This is a genomic window from Halobium salinum, assembly GCF_026586625.1.
Classification (GTDB): Archaea; Halobacteriota; Halobacteria; order Halobacteriales; family Haloferacaceae; genus Halobium; species Halobium salinum.
Window position 1 is genome coordinate 435,368 of sequence record NZ_JAODIW010000010.1, and the last position, 20,352, is coordinate 455,719.

Annotated in this window: 22 protein-coding genes; 7 read left to right on the plus strand and 15 right to left on the minus strand. The window is 69.4% G+C overall.

Annotation, left to right across the window (positions count from 1 at the left end):
- Window positions 1–61 precede the first annotated feature (61 nt).
- Window positions 62–1,039 carry a hypothetical protein gene (locus tag N5095_RS20830; protein WP_267625108.1) on the minus strand — a complete coding sequence of 326 codons (978 nt, stop codon included), beginning with the start codon at window positions 1,037–1,039 and terminating at the stop codon, window positions 62–64.
- 245 nt (window positions 1,040–1,284) lie between these two features.
- Window positions 1,285–1,731, minus strand: coding sequence for a hypothetical protein (locus tag N5095_RS20835; RefSeq protein ID WP_267625109.1), 447 nt, complete (start codon window positions 1,729–1,731; stop codon window positions 1,285–1,287).
- A gap of 99 nt (window positions 1,732–1,830) precedes the next feature.
- Here N5095_RS20835 and N5095_RS20840 point away from each other — a divergent pair, with 99 nt between their 5' ends.
- Window positions 1,831–2,385 carry a hypothetical protein gene (locus tag N5095_RS20840; RefSeq protein ID WP_267625110.1) on the plus strand — a complete coding sequence of 185 codons (555 nt, stop codon included), beginning with the start codon at window positions 1,831–1,833 and terminating at the stop codon, window positions 2,383–2,385.
- A 20-nt stretch (window positions 2,386–2,405) separates the two neighbouring features.
- Here N5095_RS20840 and N5095_RS20845 read toward each other — a convergent pair whose 3' ends face one another.
- Window positions 2,406–3,215 carry a DUF2797 domain-containing protein gene (locus tag N5095_RS20845; protein ID WP_267625111.1) on the minus strand — a complete coding sequence of 270 codons (810 nt, stop codon included), beginning with the start codon at window positions 3,213–3,215 and terminating at the stop codon, window positions 2,406–2,408.
- A 132-nt stretch (window positions 3,216–3,347) separates the two neighbouring features.
- Here N5095_RS20845 and N5095_RS20850 point away from each other — a divergent pair, with 132 nt between their 5' ends.
- Both N5095_RS20850 and N5095_RS20855 read left to right on the plus strand, forming a co-directional pair.
- Window positions 3,348–4,538 (plus strand): S8 family peptidase, encoded by a 1,191-nt coding sequence (locus N5095_RS20850; RefSeq protein ID WP_308203547.1) that lies wholly within the window; start codon window positions 3,348–3,350, stop codon window positions 4,536–4,538.
- A 190-nt stretch (window positions 4,539–4,728) separates the two neighbouring features.
- Window positions 4,729–5,916: a S8 family serine peptidase gene (locus N5095_RS20855; RefSeq protein ID WP_267625112.1), complete on the plus strand. Its 1,188-nt coding sequence runs from the start codon at window positions 4,729–4,731 to the stop codon at window positions 5,914–5,916.
- A gap of 167 nt (window positions 5,917–6,083) precedes the next feature.
- Here the strand turns inward: N5095_RS20855 and N5095_RS20860 are convergent, their stop codons facing one another.
- Window positions 6,084–6,269 carry an FmdB family zinc ribbon protein gene (locus N5095_RS20860; RefSeq protein ID WP_267625113.1) on the minus strand — a complete coding sequence of 62 codons (186 nt, stop codon included), beginning with the start codon at window positions 6,267–6,269 and terminating at the stop codon, window positions 6,084–6,086.
- 94 nt (window positions 6,270–6,363) lie between these two features.
- Here N5095_RS20860 and N5095_RS20865 point away from each other — a divergent pair, with 94 nt between their 5' ends.
- Window positions 6,364–6,705 (plus strand): BsuPI-related putative proteinase inhibitor, encoded by a 342-nt coding sequence (locus N5095_RS20865; protein WP_267625114.1) that lies wholly within the window; start codon window positions 6,364–6,366, stop codon window positions 6,703–6,705.
- Between the two features lie 12 nt (window positions 6,706–6,717).
- Here N5095_RS20865 and N5095_RS20870 read toward each other — a convergent pair whose 3' ends face one another.
- Window positions 6,718–7,647 carry an NAD-dependent epimerase/dehydratase family protein gene (locus tag N5095_RS20870; protein WP_267625116.1) on the minus strand — a complete coding sequence of 310 codons (930 nt, stop codon included), beginning with the start codon at window positions 7,645–7,647 and terminating at the stop codon, window positions 6,718–6,720.
- Between the two features lie 146 nt (window positions 7,648–7,793).
- Between N5095_RS20870 and N5095_RS20875 the strand changes: the two genes are divergently transcribed.
- Window positions 7,794–8,555 carry a DICT sensory domain-containing protein gene (locus N5095_RS20875; protein ID WP_267625117.1) on the plus strand — a complete coding sequence of 254 codons (762 nt, stop codon included), beginning with the start codon at window positions 7,794–7,796 and terminating at the stop codon, window positions 8,553–8,555.
- A 66-nt stretch (window positions 8,556–8,621) separates the two neighbouring features.
- Window positions 8,622–9,197, plus strand: a complete 576-nt coding sequence (locus N5095_RS20880; RefSeq protein WP_267625118.1) for a tRNA (cytidine(56)-2'-O)-methyltransferase — start codon at window positions 8,622–8,624, stop codon at window positions 9,195–9,197.
- A gap of 285 nt (window positions 9,198–9,482) precedes the next feature.
- Here the strand turns inward: N5095_RS20880 and N5095_RS20885 are convergent, their stop codons facing one another.
- From N5095_RS20885 to N5095_RS20895, 3 genes are read right to left on the minus strand one after another with little or no spacing between them, the layout of a single operon-like run.
- Window positions 9,483–10,166, minus strand: coding sequence for a type 1 glutamine amidotransferase domain-containing protein (locus tag N5095_RS20885; RefSeq protein ID WP_267625119.1), 684 nt, complete (start codon window positions 10,164–10,166; stop codon window positions 9,483–9,485).
- A gap of 53 nt (window positions 10,167–10,219) precedes the next feature.
- Window positions 10,220–11,665: an ABC transporter ATP-binding protein gene (locus tag N5095_RS20890; protein ID WP_267625120.1), complete on the minus strand. Its 1,446-nt coding sequence runs from the start codon at window positions 11,663–11,665 to the stop codon at window positions 10,220–10,222.
- The gene (locus N5095_RS20895; RefSeq protein WP_267625121.1) at window positions 11,658–12,695 is read right to left on the minus strand and encodes an ABC transporter ATP-binding protein; all 1,038 of its coding nucleotides are present in this window, start codon (window positions 12,693–12,695) and stop codon (window positions 11,658–11,660) included. Before N5095_RS20895 ends, N5095_RS20890 begins: the two co-directional genes overlap by 8 nt.
- Before the next feature lie 29 nt (window positions 12,696–12,724).
- On the opposite strand from N5095_RS20895, the gene N5095_RS20900 reads away from it, so the two are divergent.
- Entirely contained in the window at window positions 12,725–12,877 is a 153-nt protein-coding gene (locus N5095_RS20900; protein WP_267625122.1) for a hypothetical protein, read from the plus strand.
- A gap of 122 nt (window positions 12,878–12,999) precedes the next feature.
- On the opposite strand, the gene hpt is transcribed toward N5095_RS20900, so the two are convergent.
- The 7 genes from hpt to N5095_RS20935 form a co-directional block, all read right to left on the minus strand.
- Window positions 13,000–13,566, minus strand: coding sequence for a hypoxanthine/guanine phosphoribosyltransferase (gene hpt / locus N5095_RS20905; protein WP_267625123.1), 567 nt, complete (start codon window positions 13,564–13,566; stop codon window positions 13,000–13,002).
- A 120-nt stretch (window positions 13,567–13,686) separates the two neighbouring features.
- Complete coding sequence (locus tag N5095_RS20910; protein WP_267625124.1) at window positions 13,687–15,447, minus strand: Na(+)/H(+) antiporter subunit D; 1,761 nt, start codon at window positions 15,445–15,447, stop codon at window positions 13,687–13,689.
- Window positions 15,447–17,303, minus strand: coding sequence for a cation:proton antiporter (locus tag N5095_RS20915; protein WP_267625125.1), 1,857 nt, complete (start codon window positions 17,301–17,303; stop codon window positions 15,447–15,449). The genes N5095_RS20910 and N5095_RS20915 overlap by 1 nt, the downstream gene beginning before the upstream one ends.
- A 2-nt stretch (window positions 17,304–17,305) precedes the next feature.
- Window positions 17,306–18,898: a monovalent cation/H+ antiporter subunit D family protein gene (locus N5095_RS20920; protein WP_267625126.1), complete on the minus strand. Its 1,593-nt coding sequence runs from the start codon at window positions 18,896–18,898 to the stop codon at window positions 17,306–17,308.
- The gene (locus N5095_RS20925; RefSeq protein WP_390203731.1) at window positions 18,891–19,256 is read right to left on the minus strand and encodes a cation:proton antiporter subunit C; all 366 of its coding nucleotides are present in this window, start codon (window positions 19,254–19,256) and stop codon (window positions 18,891–18,893) included. The genes N5095_RS20920 and N5095_RS20925 overlap by 8 nt, the downstream gene beginning before the upstream one ends.
- Window positions 19,256–19,747 carry an MnhB domain-containing protein gene (locus N5095_RS20930; protein WP_267625128.1) on the minus strand — a complete coding sequence of 164 codons (492 nt, stop codon included), beginning with the start codon at window positions 19,745–19,747 and terminating at the stop codon, window positions 19,256–19,258. Before N5095_RS20930 ends, N5095_RS20925 begins: the two co-directional genes overlap by 1 nt.
- The gene (locus N5095_RS20935) at window positions 19,744–20,274 is read right to left on the minus strand and encodes a DUF4040 domain-containing protein (protein ID WP_267625129.1); all 531 of its coding nucleotides are present in this window, start codon (window positions 20,272–20,274) and stop codon (window positions 19,744–19,746) included. The genes N5095_RS20930 and N5095_RS20935 overlap by 4 nt, the downstream gene beginning before the upstream one ends.
- Between the last annotated feature and the right edge of the window lie 78 nt (window positions 20,275–20,352).

The following is a 20,352-nucleotide window of genomic DNA, read 5'->3' on the forward strand; positions in this document are numbered from 1 at the left end:
CGGTTCGTTGTCGAGCCGCCGTCCCGCACGCGACGCAGACGACACAGACGACGCAGACGGCTCAGACGACCCACTCCCGTAGCGAGACCCGACGTCGGTCGCCGTCGACGGCGACGTACCACGACCGACCGCCGGAGCGCGGCAGCGCCTTCGACGCCGGGAGCGACTTCCGGAGCGCCGTCGTCTCCGACTCGGGTTCGTCGCAGTCGCGGTACCCGTCCTCGGCCACGGCGCGCTCGACGGCTCGGCGGGCCGGCGGCGACAGCGCCGATTCGGCGAAGAGATACTGTTCCGCCGCCCACGACCGGAACGCGCCGGCGTCGGGGGCGACTTCCCTGGTCGTGAATCGGTAAGTCCGCCGGGTCATCGAGTCCTCGCGACCCACCTCGACCTCGTACTCGCGACCCTTCCACCGGACCCAGCCACCGCCCTCGGCGACGAGGGTCGAGTCCTCGACGTTCGGGAACGGCGCGGGCGAGTCGGTCGCCGACAGCCCCTCCCGCGGGTGGCCGCCGGGTCGGCTCCCGACGGGGCCGAACACGAGGTAGTCGAGCGCGACCCGGTCCGGTTCGGGTAACTCGTCGTACTCGAACACCGTCGCGTTCGCGGGCGCGGTCCGCTCGCGCGACCAGGAGAGGTCGACCCGACGGGCCGGCACCGTCTCGCTGTCCGTAATCGACCCCGACCCGCGGTAGAACGCGCCGTCGTGTTCGAACAGCGTCCCGTCCTCGACCGGCTGGCGGCCGTAACTCGACACGTCGTGTCCGCCCGTCTCGACCGCCGCGACGAGGATTCGGCGTCGCTCGTCGGTCAGCGGCGTCGGCAGGTCCTCGACCGGGGCGAACGGAGCGATTTCGACGTCGACGCCGCGGGTGCAGTCGTCGGTCGACCTGCGAGCGGGTTCGTCTTCGGTGGTCTCGGTCCCAGTCGGGTCGGTCTCCGACTCTCGGTCGGTCGGGTCGGCGTTCGTCGCGCCGAGACAGCCGACGGAGAGGGCCGACGCGCCGGCGGCGAGGAGGGCTCGTCTGGAGGACGGCATGGCTCGCCGTCGTGACGGACCCGACATATGTCTTGTGCGGAACGGCGTGGTCGTGTATCGTCACGGAGGACGGCGGTGTCGGGACCGAATCGGTGAATCGGAAGTCCCACTCAACTACGGTCAGTGGGCGGTCGCTCTCACGTCCCAGCCCGGTGAGACGTCTAACTACACACCACCAACGGCGTGCTGGCGGCTGGACAGAGGTGGAAGCAACAGAAGTCGGGGGTCGGCGACCCCAGGCGTCGTCAGTCGCGGTCTTCGAGCGCGTCGGCGATGCGCTTCAGCGCGCGGGTCTGGTCGCGCATCTCGTCGCGCATCTGTCGGACCTCGCGGACGAGTTCCTCGTTGCTCGCGCTCTCGCTCTCGCCGCGACCGCCGGCCGCACCGGGCGGGCCGCCGGGGCCGGCGCCCGGACCGCCGCCGCCCATCATCCCGCTCATCATCTGTGCGAAGGGGTTGCCGCCGCCGCCCCCGCCGCCCATGCCGCCGGGCGGGCCGCCGCCCATCCCACCCGGGCCCGGCGGGGCGCCGCCCTCGCCCTCCTCGCGTTCCTGCTCGCGTCGCTCACGGATTTCCTCCACGCGCTCGCGGAAGGACTTCTCCTCGCCCTCGCTCTCGTCGCCGTTCTCGGCGTCCGCCCCCTCGTCGGGGGTCGGAATCGAGTCGTCGTTCTCGTCTGCGTCTTCCGGCATGGGTCCCGTTTCGCGGGCCTCGCCGAAAAGGGTTGTTCATCGGAGGGCGAATTCACCTCTCGTCCCGCTGCAGCTCTCGGGTCGGGGGCCGGTGTACCTTTGAGCACCCCGCTCGTCATCTCCGGCCGGATGTTCTTCTTGCTCTCGAAGGTCGCGGTGTGGCTGGTGTTCTGGACGCTCCGGTACGTCCCCATCGTCGGCGTCCGGTTCTCCGACGCCTACGGCGAGCGGGTGTTCAGCCCCGTCGCCGACGACATCGAGGTCCTGTCGGTCGAGGCGGTCGACCCCGAGGGGCACGAAGGGACCGAACTCCGCTTCACCATCGAGAACGACTCGTGGGTCGACATCGACGTGGACGGTCTCGACGTGCGGGTCGGGCGCTCGGAGGACGGCGCGACGATTCGGAACATCTCGTGGGCGCCCGCCTTCGAGAAGCCGCCGAAGAACGTCGACCCGGCGCGCGTCCCGGCCGACGGCGAGGGGGTCGTGACGGTCGAGTTCTTCGACTCCGAGGTCGACCGCGCCGCGGCGGACGGGACGGAGCTCTGTGTCGACGGCTCCTTCGTCTTCGAGTACTCCTTCGAGGTCCGGGGTCACCGCCTCTCCTTCGGCGACCGGAGCCACGACCTGCCGGCGACGACGGTGACGCGGTGAGCGTGTGACTGTCGAGTCGACTACCCGAACGCGCCGAGGCTGGACTGGAGGTCGCGCTCGCTCGGCCCCGCCTCGACCTCGTAGCCCACGAGGTCCCGCACGTCGACGGCGTAGGTGGTCCCGCCGCGGTCGAGTACGAGCAGTCGGCCCTTCGTCCCCCGGACGGTGCCGCTGGCGATGGTCTCCGCGACCGGGCGGTCCGCGAGGTCGAGACCGTAGTCGAACGTGAACGTCTCGATGGGGTCGAACCCGTCGAGCAGTGACTCCCACGCCGCGTCGTCGACGGTCGAGCCGAGCCCGTCGCGCTTGGTCGGGACGCGGACGGCGTCCGAAATCGACTCGGCGATGCCGGCCTCGATTTCGCGAGCGATACGGCCGTTGGCGACGGTTCTGACGTGCGCCCCGCGGTCGGCCCCCTGCTCACGGAGGCGGGTCTCGAGGCGCCACAGCTTCGTCACGCCCACCTTGAACCGGTCGGGCGCGAAAGCGGCGAGGTACACCGCGTGGTCGTCGTAGCAGTCCATCGTGTCCTTCAGACACGTTCCCGTGCAGCGGGCACACACCCACGTGCTCCGGTGGTCGCGGCAGTACGGCGCGTCCGTCGCGTCGCAGGCGACGTGGCCGGCGTCGGTGAACGTCCCGGCACAGCGGCGCGTCCCGAGGGAGTAGGCGAGTTCGGCGCCGGGGTCGAGCGGGACGTAGGCCACGTCGTCGACGCCGGCGGTCCAGTGGTCGGCGGGGGTGTCGCCTCCCTCGTCACTCCCCCCGTCGGCGACGCCGCTCAGCAACAGTCCGGCGTCCGCCCCGCTGTCGTACCCGACGATTTGCACGAAGTTCGGTAGTAGGGCGAGCGCGAAAAGGGTGTCCTTCGCGGCGTAGTGAGGCTCCTGAGGAAGCCAAAGATATTAAAAATAATTTAATTTGGAAAGATTTAAACACGACGTGCCTGATTATCGCACGTCATGGGAGACAAAACCAATGACACGAGTCGGCGTAACGTACTTCGAGTCGTCGGTGGCGCCGTCGGGACCGCGGGCGTCTCCGGGTTGGCGTCGGCGAAGCCCTCGGACGAACTCGAGGTGAACGTCGGGTTCTCCACACCGGCCGGGCGTCGGGCCGCGGAGCAGGCTGCCACCGACGTGAAGCGAACGTTCGCCTTCGACGCGCTGACCATGACGGCCCCCGCAGAGGCGCTGAAGGGACTCCGCAAGAACCCGAACGTCAGATACGTCGAGGAGAACGGAACGATGGAAGCGCTCGCGCAGTCGACGCCGTGGGGAGTCGACCGCGTCGACGCCGAGGTCGCCCACGCCAGCGGCGAGCAGGGGACCGGCGCCGACGTGGCGATTCTCGACAGCGGTATCGACTCCGACCATCCCGACCTCCAATCGAACCTCGGCGCCGGGAAGGCGTTCGTCGACTGTGGCACCGGCGGGTTCACCGGGTCGTGTGCGTTCTACGGCAACGGCAACGCCTGTAACGAGCCGTGGGACGACGACAACGACCACGGCACCCACTGTGCCGGCATCGCGAGCGCCGCCGACAACTCGCAGGGCGTGGTCGGCGTCTCCACCGACAACACGCTCCACGCCGTCAAAGTGCTCGACTGCGCCGGCTCCGGGTCGTTCTCCGACATCGCCGCCGGCGTCGAGTACACTGCGGACCAGGGGTGGGACGTTGGGAGCATGAGCCTCGGCGGGAGTTCGAGTTCGCAGGTGCTGAAGGACGCCTGCCAGTACGCCGTCGACAACGGCGTGTTCCTCGTCGCCGCCGCCGGCAACTCCGGGCCCTGTACGGACTGCGTCGGCTACCCCGCCGCTTACGACACCGTCATGGCCGTCAGCTCCACGAACAGCAGCGACGGCCTCTCGGAGTTCTCCTCGCAGGGGCCGGAAATCGAAATCGCCGCGCCGGGGTCGAACATCAACTCCACGGTCCCGGGCGGCTACGCCGAGAAGTCCGGCACCTCGATGGCGTGCCCGCACGTCGCCGGCGCGGCCGGTCAGCTCGCCGCCGACGGGTACACCAACACGGAGATTCGTTCCCGGCTGAAGAACACGGCCGAGGACATCGGCCTCGCCGAGAACGAGTCCGGTGCGGGCCTCCTGGACGCGGCCGCCGCGCTCGGCCTCGACTCCAGCGACAGCACGTAACCCGGCCGACCGTCACCTTTCGTCCTCGGGACGCCCCACCGTCGTCCGGTCTCCTCGACCATCTCGGTCAGTTCTCCGAACTACAGACGTGGAATCTACTGTCTCCCGTAGAGCAACGAATAGCGAACGGGTTTAATCTAAGAACTAATTGGGAAGATTTAACTATTCGTGGCAAATCTTCACGTGCGTCATGGTGCACAACACCACGGGACCATCACGGCGTGACGTACTTCGGGCAACTGGTGGCGCGGTCGCGGCGACCGGGCTGATGGGTGTCGCGACCGCGAAGGAGGGTGAGACGGTCGAACTCAACGTCGGCTTCTCCGGGTCGGCCGGGCGGAGCGCGGCGCGCTCGGCCGCGGACTCCGTGATTCGGGAGTTCGCCTTCGACGCCATTACCATCCGGGCGAGCCCGAAGGCGGCGAAGGGCCTCGAGAACAACCCGAACGTGCGGTACGTCGAGGAGAACGGGACGATGTTCGCGCTGGCGCAGTCGACACCGTGGGGGGTCGACCGCGTCGACGCCGAGGTCGCCCACAGCAACGGGTACACGGGCGCCGGTGCCGACGTCGCCATCATCGACACGGGCATCGACTCCGACCACCCCGACCTCCAGGCGAACCTCGGTTCGGGGAAGTCCTTCGTCCAGTGTAGTACGAAGGGCGGCTGTCGCTACGGGGCGAAGCCGGCCGACAACACCTGCTACCAGTCGTGGGACGACGACAACGACCACGGCACCCACTGCGCCGGCATCGCGAGCGGCGACGACAACTCACAGGGCGTGGTCGGCGTCTCCACCGAAAACACGCTCCACGCCGTCAAGGTGCTGGACAAGTGCGGGTCGGGGTCGTTCTCCGACATCGCCGCCGGCGTCGAGTACACTGCGGACCAGGGGTGGGACGTCGGAAGCCTGAGCCTCGGCGGCAGTTCCGGTTCGCAGACGTTGCGAGACGCGTGTCAGTACGCCGTGAACAACGGCGTGTTCCTCGTGGCCGCCGCCGGCAACTCCGGACCGTGTACGGACTGCGTCGGCTACCCCGCCGCCTACGACACCGTGATGGCCGTCAGCTCCACGAACAGTAGCGACGGTCTCTCGAACTTCTCCTCGCAGGGGCCGGAAATCGAAATCGCCGCGCCGGGGACGGACATCTACTCGACGGTCCCGGGCGGCTACGCCACATTCTCGGGTACGTCGATGGCGTGCCCGCACGTCGCCGGCGCGGCCGGTCAGCTGGCGGCACAGGGGTACACCAACACGGAGATTCGCTCCCGGCTGAAGAACACGGCCGAGGACATCGGTCTCGCCGCCAACGAGTCCGGCGCGGGCCTGCTCGACGACGCCGCGGCGCTCGGTCTCGACTCCAGCGACAGCACGTAGACCGCGTTCCGACCCGACCCGCTCCGACGCTTTCGACCCACGGCCGGACGGAGACGCGCCCGTTCGCCGACGCGGTCGCTCTCGGGGAGCCACACACGTCGAGGAGCGTCGAGCGGGTAGGACGCGACCGGGCGTCGTAGGGGAGACTCCGCGGACCGCCGAGACCCCTATCGGTCCCCGGCGTCCTTGACGTTTCGCGACCCGCAGTCGGGACAGCGGGCCGCAGTCATCTGTGACTTCGGGAGTTCGAACCGCTCGCCACAGGAGACACAGCGGTACGCGAAGGTCTCCTCCGCGGCGGAGGGCGAACGGTCGCCCGATACAGCCTCCGTGACGGTTCCCAGGAGTCCCATCTGTCACGCCTCCGCAGAGCGCTTGCGTGTCCACCCATTTCAACCTTGTTCAGCGCCCCAGAAAATTAAGTCCGTCCGACCCGTCGCCTCGCGTATGCTCACGGGCAGTCTCTCCGCCGAACCGGTCGACGACGCGGTCCGCTTCACACTCGCCGTCGAGAACGACGGCGAGGAGGCGGTGACGCTCTCGTTCAGGGACAGCATGCGTGCCGACTTCGCCGTTCGAGCGGGCGACGACGACGGGGGGACCGAGGTATGGCGCTGGAGCGAGGGACGGATGTTCGCCCAGATGCTCGGTACCGAGACGGTCGGCGCCGGCGAGACGGTGACCTTCGAGGGGACGTGGGACGACCCCGAACCGGGCGAGTACGTCGCCGTCGCCGACCTCGCCGCGAACGACGCCGACGTGTCGGCGGAGGCCGAGTTCTCGGTCTGACGACCCTTCCGCCTACACGAGTTCGTCGACGAGGTCGCGCGCCCCGCGGCGAACGGCCTCGTCGCTGGAGGTCGGCGGCTCCCACCCCAGCGCGGAGAGCTTCTCGACGGAGAGGCGCATCTTCGGTACGTCGCCGGTCCAGCCGCGGTCGCCGCCGGTGTACTCGTACTCCGGACTGAGCCCCATCTCCTCGGCGACGATGTCGGCGATGCGCGTGACGGAAGTGGTCGTTCTGGTGCCGAGATTGAACGTGTTCATCGGCGCGTCGGCGTGGGAAACGACGTGACACATCGCGTCGACGCAGTCCTCGACGTGGAGGTAGGACTTCTCCTGGCGGCCGTCGCCCAGAATCTCCAGCGTCTCGGGGTCCTCCTGCAGCTTCTGGATGAAGTCGGGGACGACGTTACCGCGCTGGTACGGGCCGACGATGTTGGCGAAGCGGTACATCCAGACGGTGAAGTCGTGGGAGTGGGCGTACACCGACACGAGCCCCTCGTCCGCGAGTTTCGAGGCGCCGTAGACGGAGATGGGTTCGAGCGGCGCGTAGTCCTCGGGCGTCGGCATCGGCGCCTCGCCGTACACCGTCGAGGAGGAGGTGAACGCGACGTTGTCGACGCCGACCGCCTTCATCCGTTCGAGGACGTTGTACGTCATCTCCGTGTTCTCCTCGAACAGCCGGCGGGGGTTCGCGTAGTTCGTGTCGGTGTACGCCGCGAAGTGGAAGACTGCGTCGAGGTCTGCCGTGACGACCTCGGCCACGTCGTCGGCGTCGGTCATGTCCGCCTGCACGAACTCGACGCCGTCGGGGACGCGCTCGCGGTCCCCCTTCGAGAGGTCGTCGGCGACGACCACGTCGTTGTCGGCGGCGAGGCGGCCGGCGAGATGCGAGCCGACGAGGCCCGCGCCACCGGTGACGAGGAGCCGCTTGTCGGTGAGTTCCATGCGACCTACTGTTTCGGGCACCGGCAAGTGCGTTCTGGTCCCCTCCACCGGCCGGACGGCCGTCGATGCCGACCCAAACACCCGTCCGACGAACGCTTTACTCCCTGTGTGTCGTACTGTCACTCACGTCACGGACGGTGCGTATCATGCCCTTCACCGAACTCATCGCCGACGTGGAATCCCGTCGGAAGAAACTCAGCGTCTTCACCCACCGACCCGAGGTCGACCTCGGCGAACATCTCGGCTCCCGCCACGTCGAGGTCGAGTTCGAATCGCTCCCCGGCCCCGAGTACGGCGAGTTCGTCGTCGTCAGCGAGGACGGGGAGTACGTCGGGAGCGTCGACCTCGCCGCGCTCGACCGCCTCGTCGACCCCGAAATTCACGACCCCGGCAGCCGCGAACTCGTCGAGGCGGACTTCCGCTACCTCCTCGACATCCTCGACGACACCGTCTTCTCCGCGCTCGACCGCCGGCGCCTGCTCGCGGCCTCCCGGGAGATAGAGGACCGCGCCCTCCGGGTCGGGACGGGGACGCTCGTCGCCGGCTTCCAGCGACTCTCCGTCTTCGAGTCGCAGATGGAGGTGTACCTCAACCTCGCCTCGGCGACGGACCTCGACGTCCACGTCTTCGGCGACGCCGACTGGGAGCCGCCGGAACTGCCGGGAATCACGGTCCACGCGTCCGACGACCCCGACGTGACCGAGACGTGGTTCGTCGCCTTCGACGGCGGCGGCGACCCCTGGTACGAGTGTGCGCTCGTCGCCCGGGAGGTCGGCGACGGCCGCTACGAGGGGTTCTGGACGTACGACCCCTCGCTCGTCGACCGCGTGTTCGAGGAGGCGGGGTTCACCAAGGCGACGCGGGGGCGCTCCGCCGACAGCACCCCCGACGACGCCCACGACTGCTGAGCCCCCTCCTTCCCCCGCTGGTACCGAAGCGAAACCGTCTACCCGGCGCGGGGACGACCGACGCCCATGCAGGACGAACCCGAGGTCGTCGTCCTCCGACTCGGTCACCGGCCGGGCCGGGACGACCGGATGACGACCCACATCGGACTCACGGCGCGTGCCCTCGGCGCGGACCGGGCGGTACTCGTCGGCGACACCACGCAGGCCGCGACGACCGTCCGCGACATCACCGACCGGTTCGGCGGCCCCTTCGAGGTGGAGGTGACCGACTCCTGGCGGCCGCTCCTCCGCGAGTGGACGGGGTCTGTGGTCCACCTGACGATGTACGGCGAGCGCGTCCAGGACGTGGAGGCCGAGGTCCGGGAGGCCCACGCCGACCGCGAGGAGCCGCTGCTCGTCGTCGTCGGCTCCCAGAAGGTCCCCTTCGACGTGTACGAGGCCGCCGACTGGAACGTCGGCGTGACGGGCCAACCTCACTCGGAAGTCGCCGCCCTCGCCGTCTTCCTCGACCGCCTGTTCGAAGGGCGCGAACTGGAGCGGGAGTGGGCGGACGCCGACAGACGGGTAATTCCGAAGGAGACCGGGAAGCAGGTCGAGCGACTGGACGAGGACGGGGGCTCGGAGTCGAGCGACGATTCCTGAAGGCACCACTCGGCGCGCGCCGGCGGCACCTCCGTGTGCCGCCGGTCGTGTGAGGGACCGCGACCGACCTCCGTGTTCTCGTGAGCCGAAGGTGAACGGGAGCCGGCGAGACGAACGGAGCGAGTCCCGCGTTGTCGGCCGGACGGAGGGTGGGGAGGGACGAAGCTGTACGGTGTGGGGCGGGGGCTCTCCGGGGGTCACGTCGGAGAGAACGATACCGACCGCTCTCGTACCGAAATCGTCGAAAAGAGCCGATACGCCCGGACCGACAGCGACTCGGACCGACTACTCGACGCCCAGTTCGTCCAGGAGCGTCGTAGCCGCGGCCTCGGAGGATTCTGGGCCACGAGCCGTGATGAGGTCGCCGTCGACCGTCACGCTCTCGTCCGCGTCGAGTTCGGCGTCCCAGTTCCCGCCGGCGCCGACGACCTCGTCTTCGACCCAGTAGGGGAGCTTCCGCCCGTCGGGCATCCGGTCATACTCGTCGACGATGTCCTCCTCCCACTCGTTCGGGAAGCCGGTAACGTCGCGACCGTTGACGAGGTAGCCGCCCTCGTCGCGGTGGGTGAACCCGAGGATGCCGACCGCGTGACAGACGACCAGCGCCGTCCCCTCGTCGCCGTCGACGGCGTCGGCGAGCAGCTGCCGGGCGTGCGTGTCCTGGTTGATGTCCCACTCGGTGCCGTGACCGCCGGGGAACACGACCGCGTCGTAGTCGTCGGCCGAGACGGTGGCGACCGGGACGGGGTCGTTGAGGTGTTCGTTCGACTCGTGAATCTCTTTCACGCGCTCTGCGGTGTCTTCGCCGACCTCGTCGGGGTCGACCGACCGGTCGTCGATGACCGGCTCGCTCCCGGACGGCGTCGCGACCGTGAGGTCGAAGTCGGCGTCCTCGAGCGCCGTGAGCGGCGTCGTACACTCCTCTCCCCAGTACCCCTCCTCGCTGACGACGAACAGTGCTGATGGCATCGTGGGCGACGATTGGGGCTCGTCGCTCAAGAGGCGTACGGCCCCGGAACCGCTCAGTCCGCCCGCCCTTCGTCCGGGGCCGCCCCGGGCTCCGTCGGCTCCCCGTGGAGGTGACAGGCGGCCTCGTGGCCCGCCGGCGTCGCATCGAGCGGCGGGTCCACCGTCTCACACACCGTCCCGAACGACTCGGCGAGGCGCTCCCTCGCGGTCTCGACCTCCCCGTCTACGAGCGCCGACATCGCGTCCGAGAGCACGCGCTCGGCGTCGTCGTCGCCCAACTCGGCGGGGAGGTCGAACTCCTCGCGGACGGCCGCCGCGACCCGTTCGGGACTCAGCTCCGCGGCCGGGACCCCGTCCGCCTCCGCGGCGGTCTCGCGGACGACCGCGTCGTCGAAGCGTCCGGAGCGGAGTCGGACTCGGAGGTCCATCACACCCCGCCAGACCGACTGCTCGAACTCGTAACCGTCGGGCTGAATTACCTCGGGACAGCGAGTGTGGAACCGACAGCCTGCGGGCGGGTCCGAGGGGTCGGGGACGTCCCCCGTGAGTTCGACCGCCGACCCCCGGCGGTGAGGGTCCGGCCGCGGGATGGAGCCCAGCAGGGCCCGTGTGTAGGGGTGCTGGGGGTCCTCGAACAGCTCGTCGGTCGGAGCGGTCTCGACGATTTCGCCGAGGTACATCACGGCGACGCGGTCACACACCTCGCGGACGACCGCGAGGTCGTGGCTGATGAGGAGGACGCCCAGCCCGAACGCCTCCTGCACGTCGTCGAGCAGGGAGAGAATCTCGGCCTGAATCGACACGTCGAGCGCCGAGACGGGTTCGTCGGCGACGACGAGGCTCGGGTCGACCACCAGTCCACGGGCGAGGCCGACGCGCTGTTTCTGGCCGCCCGACAGCTCGTGGGGGTAGCGGTCGGCGTCGTCCGCCGAGAGGCCGACGCGTTCGAGCACGCCACGGACGATGCGCTCGCGGCGCTCCCCGTCGGTCATCCCGTGGACGACGAGCGGCTCGGCGACCGACTCGCCGATGGTCATCCGGGGGTCGAAGCTGGAGGTCGGGTCCTGGAACACCATCTGGGCGCGCCGACGGAACCGTTTCAGCTCGGCCGCGTCGTACTCGGTGACCTCCTCGCCCTCGAATCGGACCTCGCCGGCCGTCGGCTCTTCGAGCCGCAACAGCGAGGTCGCGGCCGTGGACTTCCCACAGCCGGACTCGCCGACCAGGCCGACCGTCTCGCCGCGACGCACCTCGAAGTCGATTCCGTCGACGGCGCGGACCCGGCCCACCTCCCGGGCCAGCAGCCCTTCCGTGATGGGGTAATGCTTCGTCAGGTTCCGGACCCGGAGGAGCGGGTCGACCGGGCCGGCGGGGTCGGCGAAGTCGGTGGAGTCGGTGTCGGTGGAGTCGGTGGCGCTGGCGGAGTCGGCGGAGTCGACAGCGTCGTGACCGGCACCGCCCGTGTTCGAGGGCTTCCCCCCACCCACGTCGTCAGCCATCGACGACCTCCGACCCGTCGTTCTCCGGGCCGCGACCGTTCGTCACGACCGACTCGTCGTAACCGGGCTGATAGTACACACAGGAGACGGTGTGGTCGGCGTCGCCGGCGGGCACCATCGGCGGCTGGTCGCCGGTCCGGCAGGCCTCGACGGCGTGGGGACAGCGGGCGTGGAACCGACAGCCGTCCGGCGGGTCCGTGGGGTCCGGCAGTCTCCCCCCGATGGCCCGCGCTCCCTCGCCACGGCCGGGGAGACAGTCGAGCAGGGCGCGGGTGTAGGGATGGGAGGGCGAGTCGAACAGTTCGTACACGTCGGCCTCCTCCATGACCTTCCCGGCGTACATCACGACGACGCGGTCCGCGACCTCGGCGACGACCCCGAGGTCGTGGGTGATGAGCAACAGCGCGGTGTCGAACTCCGCTTGGACGTCCCGGAGGAGCCGCAGAATCTGCATCTGGATGGTCACGTCGAGCGCCGTCGTCGGCTCGTCGGCGACGAGCAGGTCGGGTTCGGCGGCGAGCGCCATCGCGATGACGACGCGCTGTTTCATCCCGCCGGAGAACTCGTGGGGGTAGTCGTCGACCCGGACGCTCGCGTCGGGGATGCCGACGCGGTCGAGGAGGTCGACCGCCCGCGCCCTGGCTTCGGACGTCGACACGTCCCGGTGGAGGGTGACGGCCTCGCGAATCTGCCAGCCGACGGAGTAGACGGGGTCGAGCGCGTCCTGCGGGTTCTGGAACACGTGTGCGATGCGGTTCCCCCGGACCGACTCGAGTTCCGACTCGGAGAGCCGCCGCAGGTCCCGCCCGTCGAAACGAATCGTACCGCCGACGACCTCACCAGGTGGCGAGGGGACGAGGCGGGTGAGCGACTCACCGGTGACGGTCTTTCCCGACCCGGACTCGCCGACGACGCAGACGGTCTCCCCGCGGTCGACGCTGAAGCTCACGCCGTCGACGGCGCGGACCGTGCCGCGGTCGGTACGAAAGCGGGTCTCCAGGTCCTCGACGACGAGCAGCGGGTCGCTCATCGGGCGCCACCCCCTCCGCGTGCGAACGGGTGGCGACGCGTGAACGGGTCGCTCACCGGGCGCACACCCGCGTCCCCGTTCGATTGGTGTGGTCGGCGGCGGTCGACTCCCTTCGCGCCGGCGGCCGCGACGGGGTCGACGCCACGACGTTCGTGTACATCCAGCACACGACAGTCGACTGACCGTTCGGACTAAGCGGTTTCGATGACTGAAACGCGCACTTCAGACACACGTAGGGCCGGGTCGCGAGGTGGTCCGGTCGGGACGGTCGCCGACCCGACCGGGGTCGCGGTCGCGGTCGCAGTTATCCGTCGCCGTGCTCGTCGACGATGACGACTTCGCCGTCCTCGACTTTCACGTTGATGAGCGTCTTCACGTCGTAGTCGGTGTCGTCGAGTTCGTTGGGGCCGGCCTTCTTGATGACGGCGACCACGTCGACGAGGTCGGCGCCGATGTGTTCGAGCGCGCCGAGGACGGCCTTCATCGTGCCGCCGGTCGAGAGCACGTCGTCGAGGACGAGCACGCGGTCGCCCTCGTCCACGTCGTTGATGTACATCTCGTTCTCGGAGTAACCCGTCTCCTGGGAGAGCGGCATCTCGCCGTCGAGACCGTACTGACGCTTGCGGATGACGACGAGCGGGATGTCCGTCATCAGCGAGACGGCCGTCGAGATGTGGATACCCATCGCGGCGGGCGTGACGATCTTGTCGACCTCCTCCAACTCGGCCTTGCGGATGATTTTGATGACGATTTCGCGCAGGAGGCCCGGTTCGAGCATGGGGACGCCGTCGCTGATGGGATGGACGAAGTACTGGTACTCGCCTTTCTCGATGATCGGCGCCTCGAGGAGCGACTGCCGCAACTGGTCCATGGCGAGAGTTCCTTCGGACGGGGATAAATGATGGTGGTTCCGGGAGCGTTCGTGGGCGAGTGACACGCCCCGCGCCGGGTGCGGGCCCCGCGGGCGGGGCGGGTCATCGACCCCCGCTCGCTACGTGAGGAGGAACACGCCGACACCGACGGTGACCACCGCCGTCAGCAGGAGGACGCTCGTGCCGATGTCCGCCCGGAGCGACGTCGGGTTCGCACCGTCGCCCCCCGCCGCTCCGTACCGTCCGGTCGCTCGCTCCGCCACGTCGGCGGGGTTCTGGACGGCCCACATCACACCGCCGGTGGCGGCGACGGCCGCGCGGTCGACGGCCGCGTACGTCTCGGTGACCGCGCGGACGACGCCCCGGGTGCCGTAGAAGGCGAGCGGGTTGTAGATAGCGTCGATGTCCGGCACGCGGCCGAGACGGTCGAGCGGCCGCTTGAGAACGGCGAACGCCACGACGCCGAGGACGAACAGGACGAGTCCCTCCACGACGTGACCGACCGTGTACGTCGTGTAGTCGAAGCCGCCCTCGTTGCCGGGGAGGATGGCGAACAGCGCGTTCGGGAACAGCCCGTAGACGACACAGAGGGCGGCGACGCCGACCATCGCGACCGTCTGGAGGCCGTTCGCGTCGCGAACCGGGCCGTCGTAGCTCCCCTCGTAGAAGGCGTACCAGCCCAGTTTGATGAACGAGAGGAACGTCCCGACGCCCCCGGCCAAGAGGAGATACCAGATGACGTCGAGGTGTTTGTAGTGCGCCTCCGCGAGCACCATCCCCTTGCTGACGAAGCCGTTGAACCCGGGGAAGCCGCCGATGGAGAGCGCCGCGACGACGAACGCGACGAACGTGACGGGCATCTTCCGCCAGAGGCCGCCGACGTACTTCAGGCTCTCCTCGCCGGTGCGGTAGATGATGACGCCGACGGTCATGAACAGCAGGCTCTTGTAGAGGATGTGGTTGAACACGTGACCGAACGCGCCCGCCGTCGCCACCGTCGTCCCGATGCCGACGCCCGCGATCATGTAGCCGACCTGCGACTGGATGTGATAGGAGAGGAGTCGTCGCATGTCCTTCTGGAGCACCGCCATCGTCGCCCCGAAGACGGCCATCGCCGCGCCCATGTAGGCTATCCAGAGGTGGCCCTCCGGGAACGCGCGATACATCGCGTAGACGCCGGTCTTCGTCGTGTAGACACAGAGGAAGACGCTGGCCGCGACGTGCGGCCGCGGGTAGGTGTCGGGCAGCCACGCGTGCAGGCCGACGAAGCCGACGTTGACGCCGATGCCGACCGCGGCGAGCGCCAGAATCGCCGGCGCCCCGGGGGCGATGCCCGTCGCGGCGCCGAAGAGGAACGACCCGACTTCGGCGTAGTGCCAGACGATGGCCGCGAGGACGAGACTGCCGCCGATGCCGTGCAGCACGGCGTAGCGGAACCCGGCCCGGACGGCCTTCCCGCCGTAGTCCCAGACCAGCAGCGTGCTCGTGACGGCCATCAGCTCCCAGAAGAACACGAGCGTGAGCCAGTCGCCGGCGAACACCGCGCCGACGCTGGTTCCGGCGTAGGACAGCGCGTAGGCGGTCTGCTTGTTCGACGCGTCGCTCGCGTACGAGTACAGGACCGCGACGGCGCCGATGAAGCCGAAGATGATGCCCATCAGCCGGGAGAAGTCGTCGACGTTGAACAGCGCGACCTCGAAGCCGAACAACTGCGTCACCCAGAAGGTCCCTTCGGGCGCGAGGAACGCGACCGGGACGACGGCGGCCGTCGCCGCGACGCCGAGTGCGTGGCCGGCTCGTCGCGGAACGACCGGCAGCAGTAACGCGGCGACGAGCACGTAGACGAACGGGGGAACCGTCGTCAGCGCGTCGACCGCCATCAGAACACCACCCCCGTCGTCGCGACAGCAGTGGCGGCCGTCGCCGCCCGCACGACCTCCTCGACGATACGGAGGAACACCGCCCGACCGGGGACGACACCGATGGCGATAGAGCCGACGGCGGCGGTCAGAATCGGGCCGAGCATGAACCAGGTGCTCTCCTGCCCGAGCCAGCCGCGACGCTCCCAGCCACCGGCCGGGGCGCCGCCCTCGTGGTGGTGGTGGGCGTCGTGTTCGTGGTCCGCGTCGTTCTCGACCATCTCCTCGGCGCCGTCACCGAGTTCGCCGCCCTGGTCGGTGTGGTCGCTCGGGTTGCGGTCGACCGCGTACTCGCTCTCGGGGTCTGCGGGGCGCTGTGGGCCGCGAGCCTGGACCCCGTCGCCGCTCGCGTGGTCGTCACCGGCGCCGCGGCCGCCGGAGCCGTCGGCGGCGACGTCGGTACGGCCCCCGAGGGGGTACTCGACCAGCGGCTTCCGGTCGTGGCCGTCCGGCGTCTCGTCCTCGAAGAACGCCTGGTAGACCACCGGCCAGAAGTAGGCGATGTTGAGCACGCCGGAGACGAGCAGCGCGACGGTGAAAGCCACCTCGCCGCCCGACGCGGTGCCGATGAGTAGGTAGAACTTGCTGACGAAGCCGGCGACGAGCGGGATTCCGGCCATCCCGGCCGCCGCGACGCCGAAGGCGACCATGGTCAGGGGCATCCGCTTGCCGATGCCGGCCATCTCACTGATGTCGTCGGTGTGGGTCTCGACGTGGATGATGCCCGCACAGAAGAACAGGGTGAGCTTCATGAACGCGTGTGCGGGGATGTGCAACAGCCCGCCGACGAGCGCGTAGCGCGCCGCGTCACCGCCCAGCGAGGCCCCGATGCCGAGGCCGAGGACGATGTACGACAGCTGACTCACCGTCGAGTACGCGAGGCGGCGCTTGAGGTTGTCCTGTCTGAGCGCGATGACGCTCGCCATCAGCAGCGTGAACGCCGCGACGGCCGCCAGCGGGACGCCGACGCCGAGGTTCGAGACGGTCTCGGGGCCGAACACGTCGAGGACGACGCGCGCGATGCCGAAGACGCCGGACTTGACGACGGCCACCGCGTGCAGGAGACCGGAGACGGGCGTCGGGGCGACCATCGCGTCCGGGAGCCAGGAGTGGACGGGCATCAGCGCCGCCTTGACGCCGAAGCCGAGCGCGAGCAGCGCGAACGCTGCGCGGCCGAGCGTCGGGTCCGCGCCGGCCAGTCCCTCGATGCCGCCGGCGGCGAACGACACGTTGCCCGCGAGCACGTAGACCAGGACGGTTCCGGTGAGCACCGCGACGCCGCCGCCGAAGGTGTACGCGAGGTACTTTCGGCCGGCGGCGCGGGCCTCGGCCGTCTCGTCGTGGGTGACGAGCGGGTACGTCGCCACCGTCAGTAGCTCGTAGAAGACGAACAGCACGAGCAGGTTCGAGGCGAACGCGACGCCGACGGCGCTGCTCACGCTGGCGGCGAACGCGGCGAAGTAGCGCGTCTGCGCGTGCTCGTCGAGTCCGCGCATGTACCCGATACTGTAGAAGCTCGTGACGACCCAGAGGAGGCTCGCGAGCAGACCGAACAGCATGCCGAGCGCGTCCGCCCGGAGCGTGAACTCGACGACGTCGCCGCCGAGCGGGACGAACGCTCCCAGCGTGGTGACGTAGGCGTCACCCGCGAGCGTGCGCGGCACCATGCTTGCTACGAGAACGAACGTCGACGCGGCGGCGAGAAGCGTCGCCGCCTCGCGGACGTTCGGTCGCCGGTTCGACGCGTAGATGAACGCGATGGCGACCGCCGGAACGGCGACTGCCGCGAGCGGCCGGAGTGATTGGATATCAGCCATTGTCAGAGCAGGGTTTCGAGGGTGGGTTCAAGCAGCGGTTCGAACGCCGAGACGAGCGGGCCGAGCACGACTGCCAGCAGCGCCGCGACGACGACCACCGCGACCATCCCGACGGAGGGACGACCGAAGCGCTCGTCGTCGGCGGCGAAGGCGTCGTCGTCGTCGCGTCCGAGCGTCGGGGTGTCGTCGCGTCCGAGCGTCGGGTCCTCGTCGTCACCGCCGTCGGCGACGGTGGCCGTGCCCGTCCCGGTCGGCGAGTCGGCGCCGGCGGCCGCACCCGTCCCCGAGCGGAAGTACATCCGCTCGACCAGCCGCAGGAAGTACGCGAGCGTCAGCAGCGTACTCAGGAGGATGACGGCGGCGATGGGCCACAACTGTGACTGAATCGCGCCGAGGGCGATGTACCACTTGCCGACGAAGCCGACCGCCGGCGGCACCCCGACCATCGACAGCGACAGGACGGCGAACGCGGCGCCCAGCAGCGGCGTCCGGGAGCCGAGCCCGTCGAACTCGCCGACGGTCCGCGCCCCGGTGCGCATCGCGATGGCGCCCGCGGCGAGGAAGAGGCCGCCCTTCATCACGGCGTGGCCGACGAGGTGGACGACGCCGCCGGTGACGGCCGCCTCGTTGGCGATGGCGAAGGCGGCGACGACGAGGCCGAACTGCGACACCGAGGAGTACGCGAGCATCCGTTTTATGTCGGTCTGCATCACCGCGAGGAGACTTCCGGCCACGATGCTCACGCCGGCCAGCACGAGCACGAACTCCCGGGCGTAGGCCACCGACGAGAGGAACTCGACGGTGTACACGCTGTAGATGACCCGCGCGAGCGCGTAGGCGGACACCGTCGAGACGAGCGCCGAGATGAGGCCGCTGACGCTGTCGGGGGCGCTCGCGTACGCGTCCGGCTGCCAGGTGTGCAGCGGGTACAGTGCGGTCTTCACGCCCAGACCGACCACGACGAGGGCGAACGACGTCCGCACGAGCGTGGAGCCGTACCCCACCTCGCCGAGTTTCGTGGCGAGGTCGGCCATGTTGAGCGTCCCCGTCGCCACGAACGCGTATCCGATGCCGGCGAGGAACAACGACGCCCCCACGGTGCCGACGAGGAGGTACTTCAGCGCACCGACGGCCGACCGCCCGTCGTCGCCGGTCGCGACCAGGGCGTAGGCGGCGAGACCGGTAATCTCGAGGAACACGTAGAGGTTGAACATGTCCCCCGTGATGCTCATGCCCGAGAGGCCGGCGACGAGCAGCAGGTACCCCGTGTAGAACGCGACCGAGTGAGGGCCGGCGCGGCGCGCGTAGACGAGGACGCCCACGGCCACGACCGCGACGAGGCCGACGACGGCCGCGTTGAACCCGTCGACGACGAGTTCGATGCCGAACGGCGGCCGGAACCCGCCGACGGTGTACCGAAGCGGGTCGGGGGTCGCGTACGCCCGGACGACCAGGTACCCCGTCAGGGCGACGTGGAGGAGGGAGGACGCGAACGCGAGCGGCCACCCCAGCCGGTCGGCGGCGTAGCCGACGACGAGCGTGAGCAGCGCGCCGGCGATGGGCACCGCGACCAGCAGCGGGAGGAGGCTACTCATCGGCGTACGCCTCCCGAAGGCGGCGCTCGTCGAGCGTCCCGTACTGCGCGTAGATGCGGACGATGAGCGCCAGCGCCACCGCCGTGAGGCTCACCCCGACGACGATGGCCGTCAGGATGAGGACGTGCGGTAGCGGGCTGACGTAGGTCACACCGGCCCCGCCGTCGCCGACCAGCGGGGGTGACGCCCCTTCGCGGTAGGCGGCGGTGATGAAGAACAGGAAGATGCCCGTCTGGAAGACGTTCATACCGATGACCTTCTTCACGAGGTTGCGGTTCTCTATCATCATGTACGCACCGACGGGCAGCAGCAGCGCGACGACGACGTAGTTGTAGCGTGTGAGTAGGATGTCGAGTATCATGGTTCGTCCTCCAGGGGCTCTCCGGGGTCGAAACCGACGGCGACGAGGAAGAACAGGCCGACGATGACGCCGGCCACCAGCGCGCCGATGCCGAGTTCGACCAGTTCGATGCCGTACTTGCTCGCGTGCGGAACGGGGTAGGCGGTGTACTGGAGGAACTCCCCGCTCAACGGGAGCGAGCCGACGGCGACCAGGAGGAAGGTGCCGACCCCCGCCGCGACCAGTCCGAGGACGGCGGCCGGGTTCAGCCAGTCGCGGACGGCCCGGATGCCGAACGCGAACGCGAGCAGCAACACGACCGTCCCGGCGATGGCGCCGCCCTGAAACCCGCCCCCCGCGGAGTCGGCGCCGTGGAACATCACGAACAGGCCGAGCGTGAGGATGAACGGCGCCACGGTGCGGACGGTGGTCATGATGATGGTGCTCTCGACGTACGGCGTGCGGTCCTCGGTGTGGACCAGCCCGTCGTTCGGTTCGTCGGCGCTCACGCCATCACCTCCCGGCGCAGCACCATCAGCACCGCGACCACGGCGGAGAACACCACGACGGCCTCCCCGAGGGTGTCGAACCCACGGTACGCTGCCAGCACGGCCGTCACGGCGTTGCCGACCTCGGTCTCCTCGTACGCGTTCTCGAGGTAGTACGAGGTCACCTCGCCGGTCGTGACGGGCGTCTCGGCGCCGATGGCCGGGAGCGCCGGCACCGTCGCCAGCAGGACGGCGGCGAAGGCGACGACGACTACCAGCGACCGAGGGCGGACGTCCTCGAAGGAGGCGTCGCTCTCGGGGCGAACCGTCTTCGCGATGGTCAACAGCAACAGGAGGGTCATCACGCCCGCCCCGACGGCCGCCTCGGTGAGCGCGACGTCGGGCGCCTGGAGAATTACCCAGATGACCGCGATGCCGAGGCTGTACGCCGCGAAAGCGATGATGGCCGAGAGCACGTCGCGCAGCAGCGCCGCGGCCAGCGCACAGCCGATGACGAAGACGAGCACGACCGCCTCGAGGGGGGTCATCGCTCACCCCCCGTGTCGGTTCCCGTCTCGCGGGCGGATTCGGTCCCCGACTCGCGGCCGGAGCCGCCGTCGGTCGCG

Excerpts from the sequence above, each read along its gene's own strand:
- N5095_RS20830 (WP_267625108.1), bottom strand. The coding sequence starts at position 1,039 with ATGCCGTCCTCCAGACGAGCCCTCCTCGCCGCCGGCGCGTCGGCCCTC.
- N5095_RS20835 (WP_267625109.1), bottom strand. The coding sequence starts at position 1,731 with ATGCCGGAAGACGCAGACGAGAACGACGACTCGATTCCGACCCCCGAC.
- N5095_RS20850 (WP_308203547.1), top strand. The coding sequence starts at position 3,348 with ATGGGAGACAAAACCAATGACACGAGTCGGCGTAACGTACTTCGAGTC.
- N5095_RS20855 (WP_267625112.1), top strand. The coding sequence starts at position 4,729 with ATGGTGCACAACACCACGGGACCATCACGGCGTGACGTACTTCGGGCA.
- N5095_RS20860 (WP_267625113.1), bottom strand. The coding sequence starts at position 6,269 with ATGGGACTCCTGGGAACCGTCACGGAGGCTGTATCGGGCGACCGTTCG.
- N5095_RS20865 (WP_267625114.1), top strand. The coding sequence starts at position 6,364 with ATGCTCACGGGCAGTCTCTCCGCCGAACCGGTCGACGACGCGGTCCGC.
- N5095_RS20870 (WP_267625116.1), bottom strand. The coding sequence starts at position 7,647 with ATGGAACTCACCGACAAGCGGCTCCTCGTCACCGGTGGCGCGGGCCTC.
- N5095_RS20875 (WP_267625117.1), top strand. The coding sequence starts at position 7,794 with ATGCCCTTCACCGAACTCATCGCCGACGTGGAATCCCGTCGGAAGAAA.
- N5095_RS20880 (WP_267625118.1), top strand. The coding sequence starts at position 8,622 with ATGCAGGACGAACCCGAGGTCGTCGTCCTCCGACTCGGTCACCGGCCG.
- N5095_RS20885 (WP_267625119.1), bottom strand. The coding sequence starts at position 10,166 with ATGCCATCAGCACTGTTCGTCGTCAGCGAGGAGGGGTACTGGGGAGAG.
- N5095_RS20890 (WP_267625120.1), bottom strand. The coding sequence starts at position 11,665 with ATGGCTGACGACGTGGGTGGGGGGAAGCCCTCGAACACGGGCGGTGCC.
- N5095_RS20895 (WP_267625121.1), bottom strand. The coding sequence starts at position 12,695 with ATGAGCGACCCGCTGCTCGTCGTCGAGGACCTGGAGACCCGCTTTCGT.
- hpt (WP_267625123.1), bottom strand. The coding sequence starts at position 13,566 with ATGGACCAGTTGCGGCAGTCGCTCCTCGAGGCGCCGATCATCGAGAAA.
- N5095_RS20910 (WP_267625124.1), bottom strand. The coding sequence starts at position 15,447 with ATGGCGGTCGACGCGCTGACGACGGTTCCCCCGTTCGTCTACGTGCTC.
- N5095_RS20915 (WP_267625125.1), bottom strand. The coding sequence starts at position 17,303 with ATGGCTGATATCCAATCACTCCGGCCGCTCGCGGCAGTCGCCGTTCCG.
- N5095_RS20920 (WP_267625126.1), bottom strand. The coding sequence starts at position 18,898 with ATGAGTAGCCTCCTCCCGCTGCTGGTCGCGGTGCCCATCGCCGGCGCG.
- N5095_RS20935 (WP_267625129.1), bottom strand. The coding sequence starts at position 20,274 with ATGACCCCCCTCGAGGCGGTCGTGCTCGTCTTCGTCATCGGCTGTGCG.